The organism is Roseospirillum parvum, assembly GCF_900100455.1.
GTDB classification, from domain to species: domain Bacteria; phylum Pseudomonadota; class Alphaproteobacteria; order Rhodospirillales; family Rhodospirillaceae; genus Roseospirillum; species Roseospirillum parvum.
Genome location: NZ_FNCV01000001.1, coordinates 124572 through 148240 on the forward strand (window position 1 = coordinate 124572; position 23669 = coordinate 148240).

Below are 23669 nucleotides of genomic sequence, written 5' to 3' on the forward strand. Positions count from 1 at the left end.
GGCCGTGTCGATCCGTCAAGCTTCCCCGGGTCTCGCCGTGGTCACCGGTGGCGCCGGTTTCATCGGCAGCCATCTGGTCGACCGGCTGCTGGCCGATGGCCACCGGGTGCGGGTGATCGACAACTTCGCCTGCGGCTCGCCGGCCAATCTGGCGCAGCACCGGGAGGACCCCCGGCTCGCCGTGCATCAGGTCGACGTCACCGACGCCACCGCCCTGGGCCCCCTGATGGAAGGCGCCGAGTGGGTCTTCCATCTGGCGGCGCTGGCCGACATCGTGCCCTCCATCGAGCAGCCGATGGCCTATCATCAGGCCAATGTGGAAGGCACCCTGAGGGTGCTGGAGGCGGCCCGCGCGGCCGGCGTGCGCCGCTTCCTGTACGCCGCCTCGTCGTCCTGCTACGGCCTGCCCGACGTGGTGCCAACCCCGGAAGAGGCGCCGATCCGCCCGATGTACCCCTATGCCCTGACCAAGACGGTGGGCGAGCAGTACGTCAACCACTGGCACCGGGTCTATGGCCTGCCCACGGTGTGCCTGCGCCTGTTCAACGTCTACGGTCCCCGGGTCCGCACGCGCGGCACCTACGGCGCGGTGTTCGGGGTGTTCATGGCCCAGAAGCTGGCCGGCGAGCCGTTCACCGTGGTCGGCGACGGCACCCAGACGCGCGACTTCACCTATGTCACCGATGTCGCCGATGCCTTCGTGCGGGCCGCCCAATCGGACCTTGTGGGCGAGGTGATGAACGTCGGGTCGGGGCGCACGGAAAGCGTCAACCGGCTGGTCGAGTTGCTCGACGGGCCGGTGGTCCACGTGCCCAAGCGGCCCGGCGAGCCCGATTGCACCTTTGCCGACACCCGGCGCATCGAGGCCCGGCTGGGCTGGCGGGCCCAGGTGCCCTTCGCCGAGGGGGTGGCCGAGATGCTGGCCCACATCGAGGCCTGGCGCGACGCCCCGCTGTGGACCCCGGAGAGCATCGCCGAGGCGACCCGCACCTGGTTCAACCACCTGGGCCGGGCCGAGGGCGCGGGAGGCCAGCCATGAGCGCCCCCGCCAAGGTCCCCGGCGGCAAGATCCGCAAGTTGCGCGATCTGGTCGATATCGCCGAGGCCGAGCGGGCGCGCGGCGGCCGGGTGGTGCTGGCCCACGGCACCTTCGATCTGCTGCACATCGGTCATCTGCGCTACCTGCGTCAGGCCCGCGCCCTGGGCACCCTGCTGATCGTCACCCTGACCGCCGACAGCTACGTCAACCGGGGGCCGGGACGGCCGGTCTTCCCCGAGGACATGCGGGCCGAGATGCTGGCCGGGCTGGACTGCGTGGACCACGTGGCGGTGGTCCATGCCTCGCTGGCGGTGCCGGCCATCGAGGCGGTCAAGCCGGCCCTCTATGTCAAGGGGGCGGAGTATCGCGAGGCCGACAAGGACATCACCGGCGGCATCACCCTGGAGGCCGGGGCGGTGGAGGCCAACGGCGGCGAGCTGGCCTTCATCGACGACATCACCTTCTCCTCGACCTCGCTGATCAATCGCCACCTGGGGGTCCATGACCCGCAGTTGCAGCGCTACCTGGAGGGGGTCGCCGGGCGCGGCACCCTGAACCGCCTGACCGAGTTCGCCGAGCGCATCGCCGACAGCCGGGTGGTCATCCTGGGCGATGCCATCCTCGACGAGTACATCTACGTCTCGCCGCTCGGCAAGTCGGCCAAGGAGAACATCATCGCCACCCTGCACCAGTCGAGCGAACTGTTCGCCGGTGGGGTGTTCGCCGCCGCCAACCATGTCGCCGGGCTGTGCCGCGAGGTCGACCTGATCACCGTGGTCGGGGCCGAGTGCCCGCACATGGAGCATGCCGGCGCGCAGTTGAAGGACAACGTCACCCTGCACGCCATCGAGCGCCCGGGGACGCCGACCACCCGCAAGACCCGGTTCATCGACGAATCGTACATGCGCAAGCTGTTCGAGGTCTATCACATGGACGACCGGCCGGTGTCGGACGACATCGAGGCCCGGGTCCACGCCATCCTCAAGGAGCGGCTGGCCGGCGCCGACCTTTTGATCGTCACCGACTTCGGGCACGGCCTGATGGGGCCCGAACTGGTCCGGGCGGTCGAGGACAGCGGCGTCTTCCTGGCCGTCAACACCCAGACCAACAGCGCCAACGCCGGCTTCAACCTGATCACCAAGTACCGCCGGGCCGACTATGTCTGCATCGATGCCCCGGAGGCCCGGCTGGCCACCGCCGACCGTCGCCGCCCGGTGGCCGAGCTGATGTCCGACGTGCTGCCCGGTCGCATCGACTGCCCGCGCTTCGTCGTCACCCACGGCCACAAGGGCTCCTACGGCCTGGAACGCGGCGAGGAGATCGCCCACGCTCCGGCCTTCACCCGCTCGGTGGTCGACACGGTCGGCGCCGGCGACGCCTTTTTCACCGTCACCGCCCCCTTTGCCGCCGCCGGTGCGGCCATGGAGGACCTGGTCTTCGTCGGCAACGCGGCCGGCGCCATAAAGGTCGGCATCGTCGGCCATCGCCAGTCGGTGGAGAAGGTGGCGTTGATGAAGTACATGACCACCCTGTTGAAATAAGACCCCCGAAACGAGACCCCACCCGGAGGCCCGTCGTGACCACTTCCTCGCCTTCCCATGTCCTGGTGACCGGCGGCGCCGGCTATGTCGGCAGCGTCCTGGTGCCCGAGCTGCTGGCCGCCGGCCACCGGGTGACGGTGCTCGACCTGTTCCTGTTTGGCCATGATGTCTTTCCCGGGCTCGACAGCCATCCCGGTCTGCGCCTGATCGAGGGCGACATCCGCCATCCGGAGACGGTGGCGCAGGCGCTGGCCGGGTGCGACACGGTGATCCATCTGGCCTGCATCTCCAACGACCCGTCCTTCGAGCTGAACCCGACCCTGGGCCGCGAGATCAACCACACCTGCTTTCTGCCCCTGGTCGAGGCGGCGCGGGCGGCCGGGGTGGGGCGCTTCATCTATGCCTCGTCGTCGTCGGTCTACGGCATCAAGGAAGGGGTCGAGGTGACCGAGGACCTGCCGCTGGAGCCGCTGACCGACTATTCGCGCTTCAAGGCGCTGTGCGAGGAAGAGCTGATGGCCGCCCGCCGACCCGGCTTCGTCGCCTCGGTGATCCGCCCGGCCACGGTGTGTGGCTACGCGCCGCGCCAGCGGCTGGACGTGATCGTCAACATCCTGACCAACCACGCGGTCAACAACCGGCGCATCCGGGTGTTCGGGGGCAGCCAGTTGCGCCCCAACATCCACATCCGCGACATGGCGCGGGCCTACCTGCACCTGCTGGCCCAGCCACCGGAGAAGATCGACGGTGGCATCTGGAACGTGGGCTACGAGAACCACTCGCTGATGGAACTGGCCGAGGCGGTGCGCGCCGAGGTCGATCCCGCCCTGCCGATCGACGTCGAGCCGACCGACGATCTGCGCTCGTACCACGTCTCCTCGGCCCGCATCGCCCGCGACCTGGGCTTCACCGCCAACCACACCATCCGTCAGGCGGTGGCCGAGCTGGCCGCGGCGCTGAAGGACGGCCGGCTGCCCGATGCCCTGAACGACGCGCGCTATTTCAACGTCAAGCGGGTCCTGGCGTGGTGCGAAGAGGCGCCCCCCATGGTCGACGCCTGAGCCGGGGAGGGACCGTCATGCCCGCCACACCGCCGCTGTTTCCCGACCGCCCCTACGCCGCGCCGGCCGACTTCCTGGCCGACTACCAGGGCGCCCTGGCCGCCGCCCTGGCCGGCGTCGATGCCGCCCGCTTCGAGGCCGCCGCAACCCTGCTCGGGCGGGCGGTGCGCGAGCGGCGGACCCTGTTCTACTGCGGCAACGGGGGCTCCAGCGCCCTGGCCGGCCATGGCGCCAACGATTTCCTGAAATGCGTGCGCACCGAAACCGACCTTGCCCCGCGCACCCACAGTCTGGCCGCCAACACCCAGGTCCTGACCACCATCGCCAACGACCTGGGCTACGAAAACATCTTTGTCTATCAGTTGCAGTCGCTGGCCGATCCGGGGGACGTGCTGGTCACCATCAGCTCGTCCGGCGATTCGGAAAACGTGGTGCGGGCCCTGTCCTGGGCCGTCGAGAACGGCCTGTCGACCCTGGCCCTGACCGGCTTCTCGGGTGGCCGCGCCGCCACCCTGGCCGAGGTCAACCTGCACGTTCCGGCGACCAACTACGGGCTGATCGAGGACGCCCACCTGTCGCTGCTCCACGCCCTGGCCCAGTACGTGCGCCTGACCGCCACCGCCCCCGACAAGCTGGGCCGGGTGAGGTTCTGATCGGCATGTCCTGCCTGCTCCAGCGTCGGATTTGATATGGCGTCCACCCCGCTGCTTTCCGCCCTCGCCCAGGCCGGCGCCCTGGAGCCCTTCCAGCCGCGCCTGTGCCATCAGGTGTTCGGCCGCGAGATCGAACAGGCCCGCGCCGCCGGCGTCGCGGGGGCGGCGTGGCAGACCTATTGGTCGGATCGGTTGGGGCCGTGGCTCGATCTGCTTCTGGCCCAACTGCCGCCGGCCGCCGCCGAGGCGGCGCGGGGCGGCGGGCGGCTGCTGGTCTGGCCGTTCGATCGGGCCCACCTGTTCGGCAACCTGATCCGCGAGCCGTGGGCTGTCTCCCGGGCCTTCGGCCGGCATTACAGCCACCGGGTGATGCTGACCCGGCCGCGCCAGGTGGCCCAGAATCCGGCGGTCTACGACATGGCCATGGCCGGTTGGCATCAGGTGGTCAGCGAGGACCCCCGGCTGCTCGCCCTGGCCCGGGTCAACGTCGGCCTGATCCACCACCGGGGGGTGGATTTCCTGCTCTGCGACGAGACCTATCCGCCCTACCTGATCCATCAGATGCTGCTCGGCGACGGGCTGACCGAGCGGCTGGCCATCCCGCCGGCCCAGGCCGAGGCGGCGCATGACATCCTGCGCCGCCTCGGTGTGCCGGATGACGCCCGGCTGGTTACCCTGCATGTGCGGGAGGCAAATCCGGGACAGGCCCACCGCAACAGCTCGATCAACCAGTTCCTGCCAGCTCTGGAAACCCTGCTGGCCAACGACTACTGGATTATCCGTCTTGGCCGCAGGCCGATGCCGATGCTGGTCCACCCGAGCCATCGGATCATTGATCTGCCCTATTGCCCGCTGTACGACCCGGTGCTCGATGCCTATGCGGTGTGGCGCAGCGAGTTCATGGTGGTCACCGACTCCGGGCCCAGTTCCCTTGGTTGGTTCTTTCACAAGCCGTTGCTGATCCTGAACGGGACCTTCCACTATAACCGCTCGCCGGTGCGCCTCGATTTCACCACCTACCTGAAGTACTTCTCGCCGGCCCGGGGGCGCTGCCTGAGCCATCAGGAACTGCTCGATATCAGCATCTACCACCAGCAGACCAACCAGCAGTTCGCCAGCCTGGGGCTTGAGGTTCACCCCCTGGCGGACGAGGAGATGGTGGCCATCACCGAGGAGTTTCTGGGCCTGGGGCCAGACATGACGGCGGCGCCGGAACGCCCTGTCCAGCAGCGTTTCAAGGCCCAGGCGCTGGCCGAGCATGTCAGGCTGTTCTACGATCCGGAACGCTTCGCGCCGGGGCGCTACATCGACCGTTGGCGGGCCTGGTACAGCACCGGCGCCCTGCCCGGGTTCCGGTTGTCGGAAACCTATACCGAGCGCAATCCCTGGTTCCTGGCCTGAGCCCCGCGCCTCTGGCCCTCGCCGCCACTGGATCGTCCCCACGTGCTGATCGGCCTTGACCTGGACAACACCCTGATCGACTACGACGCCGCCTTTCGCACCCTGGCGGTGGATCTCGGCTGGCTGCCGGCCGACTTTGCCGGCGGCAAGGCCGAGGTGCGCCAAACGCTGCGCGCCGGCCCGGGCGGCGAGGCCGCCTGGATGCGCCTTCAGGGCCGGGTCTACGGGGCCGAGATCGGGCGGGCCCGGCTGTTCGATGGGGCGCTGGCGGTGCTGCGGGCGGCCCGGGAGGCCGGGCACCGACTGGTCATCGTCAGCCACAAGACGCCGACCGGCCACTTCGACCCCGACCGGGTGGACCTGCGCGCCGCCGCCCGCGCCTTTTTGACCGAACATGGCGGACTGGCGGCCGGCGGCGGTCCGCTGGCCGACGACGCCCTGCACTTCGCCGACAGCCGGGACGGGAAGATCGCCCAAATCGCCGCCCTCGGGCCGGCGGTGTTCGTCGACGACCTGCCGGAGGTGCTGACCCATCCGGCCTTCCCCGCCGCCACCCGCCGGCTGCTCTTCCAGCCGGCGCCGGGCCGTGCGCCGCCGCCCGGGGTGGCGGTGGCGACCTCCTGGGCCGAGGTCGGGGCGTGGCTGGGGTTGGCGGAGGTGGGGCGGTGAGTTCCTCCGACGCCGCCCCGCCGGCCGGGCTGAGCGACTGGCTGGCGGCCGGCCTCGAGCTTGGATCGGTGCGGCTGGTGCCGATCCTGCGCGGCCGCAACAACGCCGTCTTCCGGGCCGAGGGGGTCGGGCGTCGGGTGGCGGTCAAGGTCTATCCGCCGGCCCAGGCCGGGCCCTGCGACCGTCTGGACCACGAGTGGCGGGCCTTGTCCTTTCTCGCCGCCCAGGGGGTGGCGGCGGTGCCCCGGCCGCTGCTCCGCGAGCCCCGGCGGCGCTGGGCCGCCTACAGCTGGCTGGACGGCGCCCCGCCCGATGCCGCGATGGCGGCGCGGGCGGTGGCGGAGGGCTGGCTGGTCGACTTTCTGGCCCGCCTGCACGGGTTGCGCCATCATCCCGAGGCCGCCGCCCTGCCGCCGGCCGCCGAGTCCGGGTTGGTGCCGCTGGCCCCCCGGGCGCGGCTGGCCGGGCGCCTGGGCGCCCTGCGCGATTGCCGGCCGCCCGATGACTGCTGGGCCGCGTCGCTGGGCGCCTTCCTCGACCGCGTGGAGGCGGTGCTGGCGCCGCGGCTGGACCAGGCCGAGGCGCGGATCAGCCAGCTCGGCTTCGATCCACAGGCCCCCTTGCCGGCGCACCTGAGTACCCTCAGCCCGTCCGACGTGGGGCTGCACAACATGCTGGTCGGGGCCGAGGGGGCGCCCCGCTTCCTGGATTTCGAGTATTTCGGGCGCGACGATCCGGTGAAGCTGGTCAGCGACACCCTGCTGCACCCGGGCAGCGCCTTCCAGCCCGCCCAACGGGCCCGCCTGAAGGCGGACCTGATCGCGCTGTACGGCGCCGACGATGCCACCTTCGCCGCCCGTCTTGAGGCCCTGATGCCGCTGTACGTGGGGCTGTGGTGCCTGATCCTGCTCAACGAGTTCCGCCCCGAGGCGTGGCGGCGGCGGCTGGCCGCCGGCCTCGATCCGGCCGACCATCAGGCGCTGCTGGGGCGCCAACTGGCCCGCGCCGAGCGCTATCTGAGGGACCTCGAGGTCGCCGGCTGAGTCGGCCGTCGGGTCAGCCCCAGTCCCGCCGGTGCCAGGAAACGGCATCGGCGACCACCGTCGGCAGGTCGGAGCGGGCCGGTTGCCAGCCCAGCTCGCGCCGCGCCCGGGTGCTGTCGGCGACCAGCACCGGCGGGTCGCCCGGCCGGCGCCCGGTGACGGTGGCCGGCACCGGGCAGCCGGTGGCCGCCGCGACGGCGGCGATTACCTGCCGTACCGAGGCCCCCTGGCCGCTGCCCAGGTTGAACACGCCCCCCGGCGCCCCGCCCAGCAAAGCCTCGACGGCCTGCACATGGGCCGCCGCCAGATCGCTGACGTGGACGTAGTCGCGCACCGCCGTGCCGTCGGGCGTCGGGTAGTCGTCGCCGAACACCGAGAGGCCGGGGCCACGCCCCAGGGCGGCGGCGATGGCCAGGGGGATGAGGTGGGTTTCCGGGTCGTGGCGCTCGCCGGTTTCGCCTTCCGGGTCGGCGCCGGCGGCGTTGAAGTAGCGCAGGGCGGTGAAGGCCAGGCCATGGGCGGCCCGGAAGTCGGCCATCATCTGCTCGATCATCCACTTGCCCCGGCCGTAGGGGTTGATCGGCGCCGGGGGCGGGGTCTCGTCCAGGGGCATCCGCTCGGGCGTGCCGTAGACCGCGCAGGTGCTGGAGAAGACCAGCGGTGGCGGGGCCTGCGCCGCATCCTCGACCAGGGTTTCCAGCAGGGCCAGCGCGCCGCCCACGTTGTTGCGGTAGTACAGGCCGGGCTGGCGCACCGACTCGCCCAGGTAGGTGTAGCCGGCCAGATGGACCACGGCGGCGATGGGGTGCTCGGCCAGGGTGTGCCGCAGCGCCGCGCGGTCGTCCAGGTCGGCCGTCACCAGCGGCCCGAAGCGCACCAGATCGCGGTGCCCGCGCGACAGGTTGTCGAGGCTGACCGGCAGGTGTCCGGCCCGGGCCAGCGCCTTGCAGACATGGCTGCCGATGTAGCCGGCGCCGCCGGTGACCAGGATGGCGCTCATGGCCCTTACCCCCTCTGACTGGCCCTGGTGAATGGCCTCTACGACAGGCCCTTTTCGGCCCGCGCGAAGCGGTGGGCGGTGATGATCCCGGGCACGCTGATGTGGGCCGCGAAAACCTTGTAGTCGGCCTGATAGTAGCCGAGCACGGTGGCCAGATCGTCGTCGTCCAGGTCGCCGAGATCGACCCCGCCGGCCGAGCGGTGGCTGCGCGGCAGCGGATCGTCGCGGCCGCTGCGCGCGGCGATCAGGTCGGCCACCTGATCGATCCTGGACAGCGGCACCAGAAGGTCGAACACCCCCGGGTCGGCCCCCAGGTAGGCGACCAGCGAGTCGGTGTGGTGGCGGATGCTGACCGAGACCGCCCGGTAGGCCGGCAGCCGCTGGATGAAGGTCTTGAGATCGGGCGTGGCGGGCAGCCCGGCCTCGGCCAGGGCGGCGGCGCTCACCGAGTCCGGGTGGCGTCCCGGGGCCAGTTCGCCCAGCTCGACCACCCGGTGGCGATAGCACGACAGCAGCCGTTCCACCGGGTCGCGGACCACGGCGAAACGGGCGTAGTGGTACAAGCCCTCCAGGTGCGAGGGGTGGAAGGGCACGCTGGTCAGCACCTGATGGATGTCGGTGATCGGCCCCTTCGGCCCCTGGAAGGGCTGGAAGGGGCGTCCCGTGTCGCGTTCGTAGAGGGCCTGCTTCAGGCTGTCGCAGGCCACCTTGGGGACCGGGAAATAGGCCAGGCCCAGGGAGGGAAAGGTCAGTGCCATGGCTCGTCTTCCAGCGGCGGGGTGTGTGGGCGGCGCTCAGCCGATCTTGGGCGCCCCGACCACCTGTCGGGCCACGTTGGCGGCCATCCCCAGGCCCAGGCGCCCGGCCTTGAGGTCGGCCCGCAGCCACTCGTTGCGCAGCAGGGTCTCGTAGAACTGGTGGCGATCGGCGCCGACCGTCACCGTGTTGTCGTAGATGGTTTCTTGGCCCGGCGGGCCGGTCAGGCGGTGGTGGTAGCGGGCCAGCACCTGGGGCACCACCAGGATGTCGAAGGCGCTCAGGAAGCGCACGTTGAACTCCCAGTCGCCGAGCACCGGCAGGTCCTCGCGGTAGGGGCCGACCTGGTCCAGGGCCCGGCGCTCGAAGAGAAAGGAGATCGGCGGGAACTGGTTCCAGGCCAGCATGTCCATCAGGCCGACGGTCTTGAGGGCGGTGTTCCAGCCGGCCACGTTGTCGGTCTTGACGCTGGGTCCCTCGGGGCCGTCGATCACCCGCTCCTCGACCCGGGCGCTGTGGCAGACGGCGCCGGCGAGGCTGGGCCAGGTGGCTTCCTCAAGGCACGGCACCATGCGGGCCAGGAACTTGGGGTCCCAACTGTCGTCGTCGTCGTGGATCACCAGATGGCGGCTGTCCGAGGCGGCGATGCCGATGTTCGAGGCGCGCTCCATGCCCCGGCTCTCGGCGTTGTGGATGATGCGGATGCGCCGTCGCACCGGGTCCGGCTGGCCGTCGATCAGGGCCTCCACCGGGGCCGGGTCGCCGCCGTCGTTGACGATGACGTGCTCAAGGTCGCCGTAGGTCTGGGTGGCGACGCTCAGGATCGCCCGGGGCAGCAGCAGGGGGCGGTCCTTGGTCCGGGTGATGACGGCGACGTTGGCCATGGCGGGCAGGGTCCTCGTGGGGGGCTTCGCGGGGGTCGGTTCAGAGTCCGTGGCGTGCCACGTCGGCCAGGATTTCGGCTTCCAGGGCCGGCGGCAGGGGGGTGGTCTGGCGCGCCAGGCCGACGAAGGCGCGGGTGTTGAGGTGAAGCTCGCGCCAGCGGATCAGCTTCTTCTGGATGTCGTGGATCGGGTTGGGGGTCAGGGTGAGCGGGTGCCAGGCGTGATAGAGCACCAGCTCGGGGTGCCACTTCACGCACAGCCCCAGGTTCTTCAGGCGCACGTTCACGTCCCGCCCGTTGGCGTGGAAGCCGGTACCGAAGATGAAGTGCTGCTCGTAGCCGTTCAAGGCCTCCATCCAGCGTTTGCGCACGGTCAGGCAGCCGCCGAAGTTGCTGGGATCGACCAGGGCGCAGGTCCGGCGCAACAGGTCGAGGTCGCTTTCCGAGCCCGGCACATAGCGGTTCTGCGGCTGATCGAGGCGGCGGATGTACATGGCCAGATCGGGACAGGCGGCGTGGCTGGCCACCACCTGGCGCAGGAAATCGGCCTCGACCATCACGTCGGCGTCGAGGATGACCAGGATCTCGCCGCGGGCCCGGGCGATGCCGGCGTTGAAGCAGTAGGAGGAATGGTAGACCCCCTGATGGCCCAGCGAGATGGCCTCGACATGGGGGTGGGGCGCGGCGCGGCGGGCGGCTTCCCCGGCCACCTCGAAATAGTCGATCCACAGCGCCTCGTAACGGTCGGTCGGGTAGTCCAGCGCCGCCACGTTGTCGATGGTGTCGAAGCGTTCGCGGAAGCGCCCGTCGATCATGATGATGGTCACCAAGGGCAGGGAGTCGTCGGTCAACTCGGCGGTCAACTCGTTGGTCAACTCGTTGGTCACTGGGCGGCTCCTTTGCCGGCCGAGGGAGTGGGGATGAGGGGGGCGATGGCGCTCACCACGGCGTCGGCCCGGGCCAGATCGTCCGGGGTGCCGATGTCGATGAACGGGCCGTCGGCGGGGCAGGCGGCCAGCCGGCCGGCGGCGGCGAGCGGGGTGAGCAGGTCGTGCTCCAGCGACGACGGCCCCTCCGGCAGCCGTGCCACGGCCCTCCGACGCACCGCGTAGACGCCGCCGTTGATCAGCCCCGGACCGGCGTCGGCGGACTTTTCGGCAAAGCGGATGGCGCGGCCGTTGTCGACCTGGACCGTGCCGTAACGCCCGCCGTCGTCGACCCGGACCACGGCCAGGGCCATCTCGACCGTCTCGGTCAGGGCGGCGGCCAGCCGCGCCAGATCGACCGTGAGCAGGGAATCGCCGTTGAACAGCAGGAAGCTCTCCTCAAGCGCGTCCAGCGCCGCCCGGACCGCACCGCCGGTGCCCAGCGGCGTCGCCTCTTGCCGGCAGCGAACCCGGGCCCCGGCCCAGGCGCGGTCATCATAGCGCTCGGCCACCAGCTCGCCCAGTTGCCCGGTCAGCAGCAACAGGTCGGTGCAGCCGGCGGCCACGGCGCGGTCCAGCAGATGGTCGAGGAACGGGCGCCCGGCCACCGGCAGCAGGGGCTTGGGCAGGTCGCGCACGGCGTCGCCCAGCCGGCTGCCCTTGCCGCCGACCAGGAACACCGCCTGCCGCGGGGTGGCGTGGCTCATGGCGCGCCCCCGTCCGCTGCCGAGGTCGGGGCGGCGGGCAGCACCCGGCCATCGGCGGTGCGCCGCGCCGGGTCGGCCAGATCGGCGAAGGGACTGTCGGCGACGCGCCAGCTTTCCGCCCCGATGCTGGTGAACTTGGCGCTGAACACCCGGCCCCCGGCCTCGGCCAGGGCGGCTTCGACGCGGGCCCGGCGCTCCGGCGGGCAGAGCAGCATCATGAAGCCGCCGCCGCCGGCCCCGGAAAGCTTGCCGCCGAGCACGCCGAGGCCGCGCATCTGCTCGTAGAGGGCGTCGATGCCGGCGGTGGAGACGGCGCCGGCGGTGGCCCGCTTCTCGGCCCAACTGGCGTTCAGGTGGCCGGCCAGATCGGCGATCCGGCCCTTGAGCAGGGCCTCCTTCATGACCACCGCCAGCTCCTTGATGCGGTGCATGTGCCGGGTGATGGCGCCGTCGGGGTCGTCCATGCGCCGGGTCTGCTCGACGATGATGTCGCCCGACTGGTGGCTGAGGCCGGTGAAATAGAGGATCAGCGAGGCTTCCAGCTCGGAGACGATCCAGTTGCGGATGCGCAGGGGGTTGACGATGACCCGGTCATCGCGGTGGAACTCGATCAGGTTGAAGCCGCCGAAGGCCGCCGCGTACTGGTCCTGGCGGCCGCCCTTCAGGCCCAGCCGGCCGCGTTCCACCTGATAGGCGGCGCGGGCCAGCTCGTACTCGCCCAGGGCCAGGTTGAGGTACTCGTCGAAGGCCTTCAGCATGGCCACGGTGAGGGTCGAGGAAGCGCCCAGGCCCGAGCCCACCGGGGCCTCGGAATGGGTGGTCAGGGTCAGCGGCAGGGCCTCGCCGCCGCAGAAGGTTTCCATGATGTGGTTGTAGACCCCGGCGTGCAGGGGCAGCGGGCCGGCCTCGTCCAGCGGCAGGCGGGCCGGCAGGGTTTGGTGGTGGCCGCGGTCGCCGGCGATCAGATGCACCTCGCCCGGCGGCGCGGCGCCCAGGATGGCCGAGGCGTGCAGGTTGATGGTGGCGTTCAGCACCAGCCCGCCGTGGCGCTCCATGTAGGGGCTGAGTTCGGTGCCGCCACCGCCGAAGGAAAGGCGCAAGGGGGCGCGGGCGCGGACGATCATGGTGGGCCTCAGCGGTTGATGACGGGGACCCCGGCGCGGACCCGGGCCCGCCAGTCCTCGAGCAGGTCGTGCATGGTCTGGGCGAAGGTGTAGCGCGGCGTCCAGCCGGTGTGGGCGGTGAAGCGGCGGGTGTCGGGCACCTGGAGGTCGGCGTCGATGGGGCGCAGGCGGGCCGGGTCGACCTCGATCCGGATGTCGTCGCGCCGCGGCGACAGGGCGAGCAGGGCGTCGAGGATGTCGCCCACCGTGCAGGAATGGGTGCCGCCGATGTTGTAGGCGGCGCCGGGCACCGGGTTGACGGTGACCAGCAGATAGTAGGCGCGCACCGCGTCGCGCACATCGGCCACCGTGCGCAGGGACTTGAGGTTGCCGACCTTGATCACCGGCGGCTGGCGGTCGGCCTCGATCAGGGCGATCTGCTTGGCGAACGAGGATTCGGCGAACACGTCGCCGCGCCGGGGGCCGGTGTGGGTGAACATGCGGGTGGTCATCACCGTCATGCCATAGGCCTCGGCGTAGTGGCGGCCGAGCAGGTCGGTGCCGACCTTGGAGATGGCGTAGGGCGAGGCCGGATGGAACGGGCAGTCCTCGTCGATCGGCAGCCGGTCGCGGGGCACCCGGCCGAACACCTCGGACGACGAGCAGACGTGGATCACCGCCTGTGGGGCATGGCGGCGCAGCGCCTCGAGCACCCGGGCGGTGCCCTCGATGTTGGTGTCGAGGGTGTCGAGCGGGTTGCTGAAGCTGGTCTTGGGGAAGCTCTGGGCGGCCAGGTGAAAGACCACGTCGGGGGTGGTCTCGGCGACCACCTGATCGACCCCCAGAGTGTCGCGCAGGTCGGCGTAGTGCAGGAACACCCGCTCGCCGCGGTCGATGGCGCCGGTCAGCCCGGCCAGATTGTCGAGCGGGCTGCGCCAGCGGCACAGGCCGTGGATGTCCCAGTCGGTCTCGGCCAGCAGGAACTCGGCCAGATGCGAGCCGACCATGCCGGTGATGCCGGTGATCAGGGCCCGGGGGGGAGACGGGCGGGACATGGTGCGGTCTCCTGGGGTGTGGCGCGGTGCGGTGTCCGGGTCTTAGGCCGGGCGCACTTCGCGCAGGCTGTCGCGGTGGGCGAGGAACCACGCGTGGGTTTGCCGTAGCCCCTCGTCCAGGCTGACCTTGGGCCGCCAGCCCAGCTCGAACAGGCGGCGGCTGTCGAGCAGCTTGCGCGGCGTGCCGTCGGGCTTGTCGCGGTCGTGCACGATCTCGCCCTTGAACCCGGTGACGGCGGCCAGACGCCGGCACAGCTCAAGGATGGTGATGTCCTCGCCCAGGCCGATGTTGATGTGCTCAAGCGCGCTGTAGTGGCGCATCAGGAACAGCGAGGCATCGGCCAGATCGTCGATGAACAGGAACTCGCGGCGCGGCGTGCCGCTGCCCCACACGGTCACCGTCGGCGCCCCGGTTTCGGCCGCGTGCTGGAACTTGCGCAACAGCGCGGGCAGGACGTGGGCGGTCTCCAGATCGAAGTTGTCGCCCGGGCCATAGAGGTTGGCCGGCATCACGCTGATCGCGTCGAAGCCGTGTTGCAGGCGGTAGGCCTGGCACATCTTGAGGCCGGCGATCTTGGCCACGGCGTACCACTCGTTGGTCTTTTCCAGCGGCCCGGTGAGCAGGGCGTCCTCGCGGATCGGCTGTGCGCAGTCGCGCGGATAGATGCAGCCCGAGCCCATGAACAGCAGTTTTTTCGCCCCGTGCCGATAGGCGCCGTCGATGACGTTGGTCTCTATCATCAGGTTGCGGGCGATGAAGTCGGCCGGATAGGTGTCGTTGGCGTGGATGCCGCCGACCATGGCGGCGCACAGGAAGACGTACTCGGGGCGCTCGGCGGCCAGGAAGGCGTCGACCGCCGCCTGATCGGTCAGGTCCAGCTCGGCCGAGGTGCGCAGCACCAGGTTATGGAAGCCCTCGGCCTTCAGGCGGCGCACGATGGCGCTGCCGACCAGGCCACGGTGTCCGGCGACGTAGATACGGCTCTCGGGGGTCATGGAATCCTCGGGCAGGAAACGGCGGTCAGGGGACCAGATGGGCGAATTCCCAGGCCAGCGCGCGGGCCATCGGGCGGGCCAGGGCGGGGTCGGCGAGCACCTCCAGGAAGGCGGCGTGCTCCGGGTGGTCGGGCAGGTGGATGGCGGTGGCGCGATAGGCCTGGGGCGGCATCGATCCCCAGTCGAGCAGGGTCTGGAAGTGAACCGCGTCGACCCCCAGGTCCTCGGCCCAGCGCACGAAGTCGGGCATTTCGCGGAAGTTGGCGGCCTGGACCACGAAGCACAGGCGCAGGTGGCGCAGCTCGCCGGCGGCGCGCAGCCCGGCCATGTGGCGCAGGTTGTGGCCGAGCGCCGCGAAATCGCCGCCCCGGCGCAGCAGATCGTAGGTCTCGCGCCGCGCCGCGTCGACCGAGACGTTGACCTCGGCGATGCGCTGGCGGACCGTGCCCAGCCGGCCCCATTCGCGCTCGGTGGCGAGGACGCCGTTGGTCATCAGGATGATGTCCAGGTTGGCGTGTTCCGGGCCGTCCAGGCGGCGCAGCAGGCGGCGGAAGGTCTTGCTGGCGAAGGGGTCGCCGGAGCCGGTGATCTCGACCCGCCGGGCCTCGGCAAGCAGCGGCAGGATCTTCTCTTCCACCACCTGGTCATAGCGTGTCCGCTCGTCCTCGCGGGCGGCGATGGGGTGGGGGCGGCAACTGGGGCAGGCCAGGTTGCAGGTCTTGTCGAAGGACAGGTTGACGATGCTCGGGCCGCTCTGGCGTCGCGGCGGCGGCGGGCCGTCCGGCGGCGGCGTTTTCAGCTTGCGCCCGGTGATGAACGAGCAGGCCAGCTTGCCGCAGTAGCGATAGGAGCCATCGGCCACGGTGCGCCGGATGTCCTGGGCCAGCGGGCCGTTCCACAGCCTCTCGACGCTGTCGGTGAACAGGTCGCCGACGCTGGCCGGCATCCAGGCCGAGCAGCACAGGGTGACCGCGCCATCGACCTGGAAGTCCATCTTGCTCCACGGGTGCGGGCAATACTGTCCGGCCAACTCGTGCCCCACCCGATCGGGGTCGGGCGGGCCGTGGCGGCGCGTGTGTTCCAGGCGGAACACCGTGTCCTGGGCCTTGAGGTCGCCCGGATCGGCGGCGTGGCAGGCCTCGGCCAGGGGGGCGGCCTGATCGGTCTGGCCGGCGGCGAGGAGGATTTCGGCCAGCGCCAGATCACGGCTCCAGGGGTCGGCCGGGGCGGGTTGGCGGTCGAGATGGACCAGGGCCAGGGGGGCCAGCCAGGGGGTCTGGCGCAGCGACCGGTGGAGATCCTGAAGGATGGCCGGCGGCAGCGCGACCTGGCGCGAGGTTCGGGCGATCTGCTGGCACAGACCCTCGGCCAGGGCGGCGGCGGCGGCGCGGCGCCCGTCAAGGTCGCGGTGATCGTGGGTGGGGGCGGTCATCGCGGCAGCACCCGGATGTAGAAGGCCAGATCGAAGGCGCCGGGGAGGCTGGCGGTTTCCGGCAGCGGCACCACCAGCAGCGGCAGGTCGGGCCGCTGGCTGCGCCACAGGAGGCCGTCCAGCCGCGTCATGCCGTCGCCGGTCAGCCGGTCGGTCAACTCATCGCCGGCCAACTCCAGGGTGCGCGACGGGTGGCGGACCAACACGCGGCACAGCTCGACCACATCGGCATGACCCAGGGACAGGGCCAGTCCGGCCAGCCCACTGTCCAGTTCCAGGGTGAATGAGAGGCGGGCCCGCCCCAGCATGTTCAGGTCGTGGCGCAGCGAGACCAGTCGTGGGTGCCCGAAGCCCTGGCCATCGTTCCACAGGACCTGGGCGGTCCAGTCGGTTTCCGGGCACGGTCTGGCGGTTACGGCGGTCCGGCGCAGGGCGCGGTGCAGGTCGCGTCGGTGGGACGGGCCAATCAGGGTGGCGGCGCCATGCGGCCAGTACAGCGTGCCGCGCCCCAGACCGGAGAGGGCGGCCGGCGACAGCCAGCGGGCTTCCTCCAGGCCGTCGGGCGAGATCAGCGCGTCGCTGTCGTCGCTGCCCATGTTCTGGTCGTGCTGCCAGTGGCGGAAGTGCTCGACCTCCTCGGCCTCGGGGTGGGCCACCGAGCGCTCCAGGATGGCCCTCAGGTGGCGGCGCAGGGTGGGGTCGGCCAGGCCCGGGCCGTGCTCCGGACGATGGGCCCGCCAAGCCAGGAGGAAATCGGTGATGCCTTGTTTGATGGCGGCGATGGCCTGCCGCTGGGTCTGCTGGTTGGGCCCCAGTTCCTCGGGCAGGCGGCCCTCCAGCAGTCGGCCGTTGCCATCGAAGCCCAGGCAACTGCCGATGCCGTCGGGCATCAGCACCTGCTCGAGCACCTCGGGGCTGCGGTAGAAGGCGCACAACTCGCTTTCCGGCTGGCCGATGTCGCTCAGGAAGCCCTCGATCCGCCCGCCTTCCAGGTTCACCCCGGCGCCGCCGACAAAGGTCAGGGTGTACAGGCCGCGAAAACGGACATCGAAGCCCTCCAGGCGCAGGGCGCGTTGGTACAGCCGCTGGATGGTGCCCGAATAGCCAAGGTCGACCACCACCAGCTCCTCGGTCGCCGACAGGTCGACATGTTGCGACAGGCGCTCGATCAGGCAGCGCCGGGTGTGCGCCGCCTCGGCTTCGACCAGCATCGAGATTTTCGGCTGGCACAGGTAGCCGATGGCCTCGAGGATGGCCGCCTCGCCCTGGATCGGCTGATCGGGGCCGGGCGGAAAAAGCCGGGCATAGACCGGCGGAATGCCGAACTGGCGGCACACCTTGGCCATGCTTACCGGGGTCTGCTGGCGCATGAAGTATTCAAGCCAGGCGTCGTCGCTGCCGTCGAAGGCCGCCTTGACCGCCAGATAACGGCTGGCCGGCAACAGATGGATGCGGAAGGGCGGGGCGAGCGGGGCCATCAGGTCGGCCAGCACCTGCCCTTCGCGGAGCAGGAAGAAGACGTCCTTCACCCCGTCCAGGCGCTCCAGCAGCCATTCGAAGAAGCCGGCCAGCACCGGGCCCAGCACGGTCGCCCCGTACTGGCGATGGAAGCCGGCGCCGTGAGCCTCCAGATGGGCCGCCAGACGGCGGCGCAGACGGGTCAGGCCAAGGTCCTGGCCGGCCCCGTTGAGGTGCCCCCGCCGCTGGTAGGTGCCGAGCGGCAACTCGGCCTCGAGGATGCGCTCCATCAGCGCGGTGGCGTAGGGCCAGGGTGCGAACTCGGTGCCGGCCCGGGTGGCCCCCACCCGGTCCCGCTCCGGGGTGTCGCCCACATGCAGGACCCGGCGCGGCTCGACCCCGAGCGCGGTGACGGCGCGCTCCAGAAGGCCGTTGGCCTTGCTGCATCCGGCGTCCGCCGAGGTGGCGATGCCGTCGGCCGTGAAGGGCGCCACCACCTGGGCCACCTGTTCGGCCGTGAAGTAGGTGTCGGAGACCAGGATCACCTTCATGCCGCGAGCCCGGGCCCGCTCGGCCAGGGCCTCGACGTCGGGGTCGGTCTGGCAGACCTGGCGCTCGACCGCGATCTCGTTGTCGATCGCCCGGGCCAGGTCGGGATGGTCGCCGGCGTCGTCGCGGAACAGCGCCCGGGGCATCAAGGCGTAGACCGGGCCCAGCCGGCACTCGCCGCCACTGACCGAATAGCGGGCCCGGATCTCGCACAGCCGGCGCTCGGTGGCGAACAGGCTGGCGGCATCGGGCGGTGCCTGGGGCCAGTCGGCGAGCAGCCGCTCGCCCATGGCGTGAAAGGCGTCGTGGGGTTCAGGGACGCGGCGCCACAACAGGGTGTCGAAGACATCCAGCGACAGCACGTCGAAACGACCGCTGTCGATCAGCTTTTCCAGCCGGCGACGCGGCGCGGCACCGAGATCGGCGGGGTCGAGGTCGTCTGCTGGGTGGTGGCTCACGGCGCATCCTTGGCGTGGCGGTCGGCGGCGGTCCACGTCGGGGAGGTCAACAGCCAATCCCTACCCCGGCAAGGTGAAGGAAGGGTGAATGCCGCCCGGCGGATGTCACCCGTCCGCCACCAGCACGGCCAGCCAGGGATGGGCGAGCACCGCCCCCTGGGCCCGCGCCAGGGGCGGGGTGGGCAGGGTGAGCAGGGCGTCGGCGGTGTCGATCAGGGCCACCCCGGGGGCGATCAGGCGGGCCCCCTCGCTGACCCTCAGCGAGTCCAGCCAGGCGGCGTCCATCAGGTCGTGGCGCCAGTCGCCGGCGCGCAGCAGCAGCCCCTTGACGCGGATCAGGCTGCCCACCGGAAAACCGCCCAGGACCACCCCGAGCAGCCCCTCGGGGAAGCGCACCTCGACCGTTGCCAGCAGGTCGGTGGCGCTTTCCCGGGTCCAGGCCAGGGGCTGGTCGGACAGCGGGCCGTGCGGGCCGATGGGGGTCAGGGTGAGCGGCGGCAGGGGCGTTTCCGCCGGCGCCGGGTGGCCCTCGGTCAGTTCGGCCAGCCGCTCGGCGAAGGCGGCGCCGCGTTGCCGGCGGGCGCAGCCGAACAGCCAGTAGACCTGGCGCGCCGGCAGGCCCAGCCAGCCCGCCGCCGGCAGGGCGGCGAGCAGGGCGCGGTCCAGATGGGGCGGCTCGGTCAGCGGGTGCAGGTGGTCGGCGCCGACGTTCTCCTCGTTCAGCCAGTCGCCCAGGTGGCGGGCTTCCTCGGCCGTCGGGCGCAACAGCAGGCGCTTGAGGATGGCCCGGCTCCAGTCGGTCAGGGCGGGATCGAGGGGCGCCGTCGGGTCGGGCCCGGCCATCTCGCGCCACACCCGGATGAAGTGCGCCATGCCGTCCTGAACCGCCCGCATCTGGGCCAACTGGCCGGCCGGAAGATGGCTTTCGGCGAGGATCGGGGTGCCGTCGGCCCGGTGGCCGCGCACCGAGCCGACGCCATCGGCCGGCAGGCAGGCGATTTCCAGCACCTCGGGGCCGCGCAGGAACCAGGCCATGGGATCGGGGCCGGCGCCCAGGTTCATCAGCCAGCCCTCATAGCTGCCGCCGCGCCTCTGGTGACGGGCCGCCTCGGGGGTGGTGGCCAGGTACAGGCCATGCAGGCGGACCCGCCGCCCGGCCTGATCGAGCGCCGCCTGAAGGCCGGCCTGGATGGTGCCGTTGTAGCCCAGGTCGAGCAGGGCCACGGTGCCGCCCTCGGCCACCCCGTCGAGCAGCGGCTCGAGGTGGGCCAGCAGGGCCTGCCGGGCGGCCTCGGCGCGCGCCATGACCCGGGCGTTGAGGGCCGGCCGGAGGAGGAAGGCGATGAACTCCGGCAGGCGCTCCGGGGTCAGCGGCTGATCGAGGTGGGGGGCGTCGGCCGGTGGCGGCTCAAGGCCCAGTTCCTGACAGGCCTGGGTCCCGGAGATCGGCGTGTAGCGGTTCAGGTAGCGCCACAGGGCATCGCCGTCACCGGGGGCGAGGCCGGCCAGCCCAACGGCGTGGCGGCTGACCCAGACCTCCACCGGGCGCAGGGCGGAATCGAGGAAGGGCGCCGCCAGCCGGCCCAGCACCCGGCCCTCGCGCATCAAGAGGCCGACCCGATCAACCCCGAGCGCCGTCAGCCGGGCCGCCACCCAGGCCAGGAAGGGGCCGACCACCGGGCCAAGGACGGTGGCCCCGTGGCGGTGGAACCAGCCATCGCCGGCGCTGTCGCGGGCGGCCCGGCGGCGGGCCAAACTCAGGCCACCGTCGCCGCCGCCCAGGTCGGGATGGGAGTCGGGGCGCCGTTCGCTGGCGATCAGGTCATCGATCCCGGGGGTGGCCAGCGAGACGAAAGGGATGCCGCTGGCCGCGGCCCCGGCGCCGTCGGTGCGTGGATCGTCGCCCACATGCAGGGCCTCCTCCGGCCCCACCCCGGCCCGGCGCAGGGCCAGATCGAGCAGGCCGTGGGCCTTGCTGCGCCCGTGGTCGCAGGAGGCCAGGATGAAGGCCGGCGCGAGATCGGGCCAGTGATGGGCCAGCAGGTCGGCCAGCCGGTCGGCCGAATGCCAGGTGTCGCTGACCACGGCGACGGCAATGCCCAGCTCGCCGGCCCGCGCGAGGAGGGGCGCCAGTTCGCGATTGGGCCGGCACAGGTCGCGCTCGCAGGCCCACTCGGCGGCGGCCAGGGCGGTGGGGGTCGGGTTGCCGGGCAGGGCCGAGGGGGGCAGGTGGTGGTAGATCTCGGCCAGGGTCACCTCGGCGTGACCCCGGGTGTGGGCCGAAACCCACTGTGCCCGCCCCTGGGCCTGTTGGCGCAGGGTGGCGAACCAGACCGGCTCTAGAGCAGATCGTGCGAAATGTGAATCGCGGAGCGCTTCAGATTTCGCACGATCTGCTCTCGATTTCAGGTGTAGAGCCGATCTGAGCGAAAAATCGGGAACCACCAAGTGGTTCCGATTTTTCGCTCTCGGCTCTAGCCCGGGGTGGTCCTCGGCCAGGCGCCGGCCGAGCACGGTGAACAGGTCGGCCGGCTGGGCCACCTGGCGGCACAGCAGGGTCTCGAACAGATCGAGCGAGAGCAGGGCCACGCCGCCGCCCTCAAGGCGGTCCAGGGCCTGGCGCAAGTTCAGGATGGCAGGCGGGCTGGCAGGCGGCATGGGGCTCCCGGATCGATCCTCCGGGACAGCTTTCCCGGCCTTCAGGCGTCTCTCCCGGCCGCAACCGGGGACGCGGTCTGCCCGCCGATGGTAGGGGGGCGGCGCGGCGGGCGTCAACGACGCCCGGGGAAGCCGCGCGGCGCCTTCACGGGCAGGGGTTCGAGTTCAGGCTCTGGATGTCCTCGATGCCGGCCAGCACCTCCTCGGGCAGGGTCAGCTCGCAGGCGGCGAGGTGGCCGGCCAACTGGTCGGTGCTGGTGGCCCCGGCGATGGCGCTGGTCACGAAGGGGCGCGACATCACATAGGCCAGGGCCATGGCGCAGGGGTCGAGGCCGTGCCGGCGGGCCAGCCCCACGTAGTCGCGGGTGGCGGCGACGCCGGCCGGCTTGGTGTAGCGGCCGTAGCGCCCGGGCCACAGGGTCAGCCGCGCCCCCGGCGGCTGGCCGCCATCCAGGTACTTGCCGCTCAGCACCCCGCCGGCCAGCGGCGAATAGGCGGCGAGGCCCACCGCCTCGCGGCAGGCGATCTCGGCCAGCCCGACCTCGAAGCTGCGGTTGACCAGGCTGTAGGGGTTCTGGATGCAGGCCGGGCGCGGCAGGCCGCTCTGCTCGGCCAGTTTCAGCGCCGTCATCAGGCCCCACGGCGTTTCGTTGGACAGTGCGACGTGGCGGATCTTGCCGGCCCGCACCAGCTCGCCCAGCACGGCGAGGCTGTCGGCCAGGGGCACGGCGTCGGCATCGTCGCCCGGGGTGTAGCCCAGGCGGCCGAAGGTGTTGGTCTGGCGGGCCGGCCAGTGCAGATAATAGAGGTCGATGGCCTCCACCCCGAGGCGCCGCAGCGAGGCGTCCACGGCGGCCTCGATGTCGGCCCGGCCCAGGCTGTGGTCGGGGCCCCGGAACCACGGCATGGCGGGGCTGGGGCCGACCACCTTGGTGGCGATCACCCAGTCATCGGGCCTGCCCCGGCTTTTCAGCCAGTTGCCGATGATCTCCTCGGTGCGGCCCTGGGTCTCGGCCTTGGGCGAGATGGGATAAAGCTCGGCCGCGTCGATGAAGTTGATGCCGGCGTCGCGCGCCATGTCGAGCTGGGCGAAGGCCTCGTCCTGGCTGTTCTGTTCGCCGAAGGTCATGGTGCCGAGCGACAACGCGCTGACCGTAAGGCCGGTGCGACCGAGGGGACGATATTCCATGCAACAACTCCGGGATGGGGAACGCGAAACGGGACGGGCGCATGATTGCCCCCGGCCGGCGACGGATCAAGGGCGGTGGCAGGTCAGCGCAGCGGGGTGGGGACCCAGTCGGGCGGGGTGGTGCCGGGCTGGAAGGCGGTCGAACCGGCGGTCCGGGCGTGGTCCCCAAGGGCCCAGTGGATCGACGGGAAGGCCAGCTCGTCCCACGGAATGTCGGCCCAGGCGACCAGGGCGGTTTCCAGGCTTTCCGGGCCGGGGGCGTGCCGGGGGCTGGTCATGCGGGCGCGATAGATCATGTGCACCTGATCGATCGGGGCCAGCGGGTAGAGGCCGATCAGCGGGCCGATCTCGACTTCGGCCAGGGCCTCCTCGCGCACTTCCCGGGCGGCGCCCTGGGCCGGCGTCTCGCCGTTTTCCATGAAGCCGGCGGGCACCGTCCAGAAACCCTGGCGCGGCGCGATGGCCCGCCGGGCGAGCAGGATGCGGTCCTCCCACAGGCACACCGCGCCGACGATCAGGCGCGGATTGTCGTAGGCGATGAAGCCGCAGCGCTGGCAGACGGCGCGTTCGCGGTCGTCGCCCTCGGGAATGCGCCGCTTGAAGCGTTGTGGTTCGGGGGGTGGTTCGGGGGGTGGTTCGGTCACCACGGCAAGGCTCTCCGACTCGTTACCGATTCGGAGGCACCATACGACGCCCGCCACGGCGCTGTCGCGTGGCGGGGCGCGCGAGGGGACGCACCGGGGTTCTTGGGCGCGGTTCTTGGGGCGCGGTTCTTGGGGCGCGTCAGGCCGAGAGGTCGAGGTTCTCGCCCCGGCCGGGCTCGCTGGCCGGCTGCGGGGACGGCTGAGCGCTGTCGCGGCTGTCGCCGCCAACGCTGGCCTGCTGGGCCTGGTCGTTGGAGGCGGCGGTCTGCTCGGCCCCCTGGGCCAGGACCTCGGCCGACGCCTGCTCGGTCTCGAGCGAGGACTTGAGGGCGGCGGTGCCGGCCGACTGCTGCGTTTCGGTCTGGCTGAAGGCGACGGCTGTGGCGGCGCCGGTGGTCGCGTCGATCATGACAGGGCTCCCGCAAATTCTGTGCGCCAACGGCCCGGA

21 protein-coding genes are annotated in these 23669 nt (G+C 71.4%); 7 read left to right on the plus strand and 14 right to left on the minus strand.

The window, feature by feature from the left end; genetic code table 11:
• Positions 1–4: 4 nt before the first annotated feature.
• From BLR95_RS00525 to BLR95_RS00555, 7 genes are read left to right on the plus strand one after another with little or no spacing between them, the layout of a single operon-like run.
• A complete protein-coding gene (locus BLR95_RS00525) occupies positions 5–1039 on the plus strand; it encodes an SDR family oxidoreductase (RefSeq protein ID WP_245689157.1) in 1035 nt (344 codons plus the stop codon).
• Positions 1036–2580 carry a PfkB family carbohydrate kinase gene (locus BLR95_RS00530; protein WP_092613983.1) on the plus strand — a complete coding sequence of 515 codons (1545 nt, stop codon included), beginning with the start codon at positions 1036–1038 and terminating at the stop codon, positions 2578–2580. Before BLR95_RS00525 ends, BLR95_RS00530 begins: the two co-directional genes overlap by 4 nt.
• Before the next feature lie 35 nt (positions 2581–2615).
• The gene (locus tag BLR95_RS00535; RefSeq protein WP_092613984.1) at positions 2616–3641 is read left to right on the plus strand and encodes an NAD-dependent epimerase/dehydratase family protein; all 1026 of its coding nucleotides are present in this window, start codon (positions 2616–2618) and stop codon (positions 3639–3641) included.
• 17 nt (positions 3642–3658) lie between these two features.
• Entirely contained in the window at positions 3659–4294 is a 636-nt protein-coding gene (locus tag BLR95_RS00540) for an SIS domain-containing protein (protein ID WP_092613985.1), read from the plus strand.
• A 36-nt stretch (positions 4295–4330) separates the two neighbouring features.
• Complete coding sequence (locus BLR95_RS00545; protein WP_092613986.1) at positions 4331–5695, plus strand: TIGR04372 family glycosyltransferase; 1365 nt, start codon at positions 4331–4333, stop codon at positions 5693–5695.
• A 42-nt stretch (positions 5696–5737) separates the two neighbouring features.
• Positions 5738–6364 carry an HAD family hydrolase gene (locus BLR95_RS00550; protein ID WP_092613987.1) on the plus strand — a complete coding sequence of 209 codons (627 nt, stop codon included), beginning with the start codon at positions 5738–5740 and terminating at the stop codon, positions 6362–6364.
• On the plus strand, positions 6361–7407 hold the full coding sequence (locus BLR95_RS00555) for an aminoglycoside phosphotransferase family protein (protein WP_092613988.1): 1047 nt from the start codon (positions 6361–6363) through the stop codon (positions 7405–7407). The genes BLR95_RS00550 and BLR95_RS00555 overlap by 4 nt, the downstream gene beginning before the upstream one ends.
• Before the next feature lie 13 nt (positions 7408–7420).
• Here the strand turns inward: BLR95_RS00555 and galE are convergent, their stop codons facing one another.
• The 14 genes from galE to BLR95_RS00625 form a co-directional block, all read right to left on the minus strand.
• Positions 7421–8407 carry a UDP-glucose 4-epimerase GalE gene (gene galE / locus BLR95_RS00560; protein WP_092613989.1) on the minus strand — a complete coding sequence of 329 codons (987 nt, stop codon included), beginning with the start codon at positions 8405–8407 and terminating at the stop codon, positions 7421–7423.
• A 38-nt stretch (positions 8408–8445) separates the two neighbouring features.
• A complete protein-coding gene (locus BLR95_RS00565; RefSeq protein WP_092613990.1) occupies positions 8446–9165 on the minus strand; it encodes a sulfotransferase family 2 domain-containing protein in 720 nt (239 codons plus the stop codon).
• Between the two features lie 36 nt (positions 9166–9201).
• On the minus strand, positions 9202–10047 hold the full coding sequence (locus BLR95_RS00570) for a glycosyltransferase family 2 protein (RefSeq protein ID WP_092613991.1): 846 nt from the start codon (positions 10045–10047) through the stop codon (positions 9202–9204).
• A 40-nt stretch (positions 10048–10087) separates the two neighbouring features.
• Positions 10088–10933, minus strand: coding sequence for a glycosyltransferase family 2 protein (locus BLR95_RS00575; RefSeq protein WP_092613992.1), 846 nt, complete (start codon positions 10931–10933; stop codon positions 10088–10090).
• Positions 10930–11679: a nucleotidyltransferase family protein gene (locus BLR95_RS00580; RefSeq protein ID WP_092613993.1), complete on the minus strand. Its 750-nt coding sequence runs from the start codon at positions 11677–11679 to the stop codon at positions 10930–10932. The genes BLR95_RS00575 and BLR95_RS00580 overlap by 4 nt, the downstream gene beginning before the upstream one ends.
• A complete protein-coding gene (locus BLR95_RS00585; RefSeq protein ID WP_092613994.1) occupies positions 11676–12803 on the minus strand; it encodes a GHMP family kinase ATP-binding protein in 1128 nt (375 codons plus the stop codon). The genes BLR95_RS00580 and BLR95_RS00585 overlap by 4 nt, the downstream gene beginning before the upstream one ends.
• An 8-nt stretch (positions 12804–12811) precedes the next feature.
• A complete protein-coding gene (locus tag BLR95_RS00590) occupies positions 12812–13837 on the minus strand; it encodes a GDP-mannose 4,6-dehydratase (RefSeq protein WP_092613995.1) in 1026 nt (341 codons plus the stop codon).
• A 42-nt stretch (positions 13838–13879) separates the two neighbouring features.
• Positions 13880–14833 carry a GDP-L-fucose synthase family protein gene (locus BLR95_RS00595; RefSeq protein ID WP_092613996.1) on the minus strand — a complete coding sequence of 318 codons (954 nt, stop codon included), beginning with the start codon at positions 14831–14833 and terminating at the stop codon, positions 13880–13882.
• A gap of 25 nt (positions 14834–14858) precedes the next feature.
• Complete coding sequence (locus BLR95_RS00600; protein ID WP_092613997.1) at positions 14859–16265, minus strand: SPASM domain-containing protein; 1407 nt, start codon at positions 16263–16265, stop codon at positions 14859–14861.
• Positions 16262–18730, minus strand: a complete 2469-nt coding sequence (locus BLR95_RS00605) for an HAD family hydrolase (protein WP_092613998.1) — start codon at positions 18728–18730, stop codon at positions 16262–16264. The genes BLR95_RS00600 and BLR95_RS00605 overlap by 4 nt, the downstream gene beginning before the upstream one ends.
• A gap of 105 nt (positions 18731–18835) precedes the next feature.
• Positions 18836–21388, minus strand: a complete 2553-nt coding sequence (locus BLR95_RS00610) for an HAD family hydrolase (RefSeq protein WP_143130898.1) — start codon at positions 21386–21388, stop codon at positions 18836–18838.
• A 145-nt stretch (positions 21389–21533) separates the two neighbouring features.
• Positions 21534–22577 carry an aldo/keto reductase gene (locus BLR95_RS00615; RefSeq protein ID WP_092614000.1) on the minus strand — a complete coding sequence of 348 codons (1044 nt, stop codon included), beginning with the start codon at positions 22575–22577 and terminating at the stop codon, positions 21534–21536.
• Between the two features lie 83 nt (positions 22578–22660).
• Entirely contained in the window at positions 22661–23221 is a 561-nt protein-coding gene (locus BLR95_RS00620) for an NUDIX hydrolase (RefSeq protein ID WP_092615185.1), read from the minus strand.
• 139 nt (positions 23222–23360) lie between these two features.
• The gene (locus BLR95_RS00625) at positions 23361–23630 is read right to left on the minus strand and encodes a hypothetical protein (protein ID WP_092614001.1); all 270 of its coding nucleotides are present in this window, start codon (positions 23628–23630) and stop codon (positions 23361–23363) included.
• Positions 23631–23669: the final 39 nt, after the last annotated feature.